Source organism: Desulfobulbus rhabdoformis (genome assembly GCF_016919065.1).
In the GTDB taxonomy this organism is placed as follows: Bacteria; Desulfobacterota; Desulfobulbia; order Desulfobulbales; family Desulfobulbaceae; genus Desulfobulbus; species Desulfobulbus rhabdoformis.
In genome coordinates this window covers 1-1,763 of record NZ_JAFFQA010000113.1, presented here as the reverse complement: position 1 = coordinate 1,763, position 1,763 = coordinate 1, and the positions used below count along the sequence as shown (strand labels likewise).

Sequence of the window (1,763 nt, the reverse complement as noted above, 5' to 3'; positions counted from 1 at the left end):
TCCGGTTCTGCTTGACGATTCGGGTTGCCCCTACACGCCGAACCGGCGATTTCGCGGTGAACAGGCAATTACCGCGGGTGGCATCGCAGCCACCAGGACAGCCAGAGCTTTGCCTGGCGCACAACCGGTCATGGGGTAATCCCCAAAAATACAGCTAATCATCGAACCTGTAAGCGGTTACGGGGTGCCGGAGATGCTCGGCATCGGCCTGTGCAGCGTACACCTGTACGTAAACAGGCCGATAACACCGCAGATTCGGTGCCGCGTGATCGCTTACCGTAATAGTATTTATCGGAGCGCTGAGACCACGACTCTGCATGAGCAGCCCCGGGCGGTATGACAATAACGGCAAATGATGACCCGCTATCTAATTTGAATGTATTTTTATGATGCAACCACCAGCGATCGTATCGTTAACCACGCATTTGAAATAATCGTAGTTTCTCAGCCAGTTAAAGTGAGTGTGAATCCGGTCGTTTCCAGGAGGATTTCCCGGTTTTGCGTTGCCGGGCTTATATCCCTCATCATCAATAAACGCTGAAATTGCGCACAACCGCAACGCCTCCAAATCATTTTCTTCAGCCTTTTGAATTTTCATTATTTTTCATGGCCAGCCAACGCCGAAAATAACAGGTGCAAATGAAGTGGAGCCGAATTTGAATTCGAATTAATTTGCCGTGTTATGCAAAGGGTTCATTCTGAAGAAAAGGTAGTATTTTTTCATTGAGCCTATCTGGTTGCTCTTCGATGACCAAATGACCAGCATCAGAAATGGCATGGAATATTGATCCCGGTATCATTCCATGTAAAGCCTCTCCTTTTTCCAATGGTATCCATGCATCCTCTCGGCCCCAAAGGATGAGGACAGGCCTGGATATTTTGCGATACAAGGGCTGGATCTCATCTGTGAAACTTGAATTTGCCTGCGCAATTTGTCGGTAAAAAGCCGCCTTTCCCCCTGGTCCAATCCACGGGAGAACAATCCTATCAAGCGTCGCCTCATCAATGGGTTTGAACGCGGCTGTCTTGACGTAAGCACGAACAATTGCCTCATGGAGGTAATCTGGAACACCAGCAAAAGCGGCCTCGTGCGCGTTGACATGCTGAAAAAAAGGCGATCCCCAAGGAGACACCGCAACTGGATCGATAAGTACGATCTTTTTAAAATCACGTCCATTGATGAGATGAGTTCGAAGAACTGTCGTGCCACCGAAGTCATGACCAATGATACAAGGATTTTCAAGCCCCCAATGATCTATAAGCTGATCCAATATCTGGTTCTGAATCCCCAGTGAAACATCGCCGGGTGATTTATCCGACTGCCCGTAGCCCATGAGATCATAGTAGTATACGGTGAAATCTCGGGATAGCGCCCTAATAAGATGTCGGAGGTTAAATGAAGACCAGGGGGTACCATGAACCAATATGACCGGTGGGCCATCACCTAACATCTCATATTTCACGATACGTCCTTCAAAAATGTAGGACCTGGAAAGATCGAATTTAGACACTTACACGACTCCTGTGTTCACATAACGCTACATTACTGGTACACAAACAACGAAGGTGGCTGGTGAAACTGAACAATAGATGAAGTTATTTAAAAATATGGCTCTAAACTATTTTCAGTTGTTTGCCCGGAGCATGGGCAAGGCATGCGTTCAGTAAACGCATTGGAAGCTCATGTTCCCAAAAACGACGATTAAATCGATAACAGAATTCGCTAACGTACTCTTGAAGATATTGACCGCTGACTCCATGAA

Annotated in this window: 2 protein-coding genes and 1 pseudogene; all 3 read right to left on the bottom strand. The window is 47.0% G+C overall.

What is annotated here, in order from left to right; genetic code table 11:
- Positions 1–367: 367 nt before the first annotated feature.
- A complete protein-coding gene (locus JWJ90_RS22600) occupies positions 368–598 on the bottom strand; it encodes a hypothetical protein (RefSeq protein ID WP_205229478.1) in 231 nt (76 codons plus the stop codon).
- Between the two features lie 82 nt (positions 599–680).
- Entirely contained in the window at positions 681–1,511 is an 831-nt protein-coding gene (locus JWJ90_RS22595; RefSeq protein ID WP_205229477.1) for an alpha/beta fold hydrolase, read from the bottom strand.
- A 103-nt stretch (positions 1,512–1,614) separates the two neighbouring features.
- Positions 1,615–1,763, bottom strand: a pseudogene (locus JWJ90_RS22590) (IS1595 family transposase); the annotation flags it as partial.

Excerpts from the sequence above, each read along its gene's own strand:
- JWJ90_RS22600 (WP_205229478.1), bottom strand. The coding sequence starts at position 598 with ATGAAAATTCAAAAGGCTGAAGAAAATGATTTGGAGGCGTTGCGGTTG.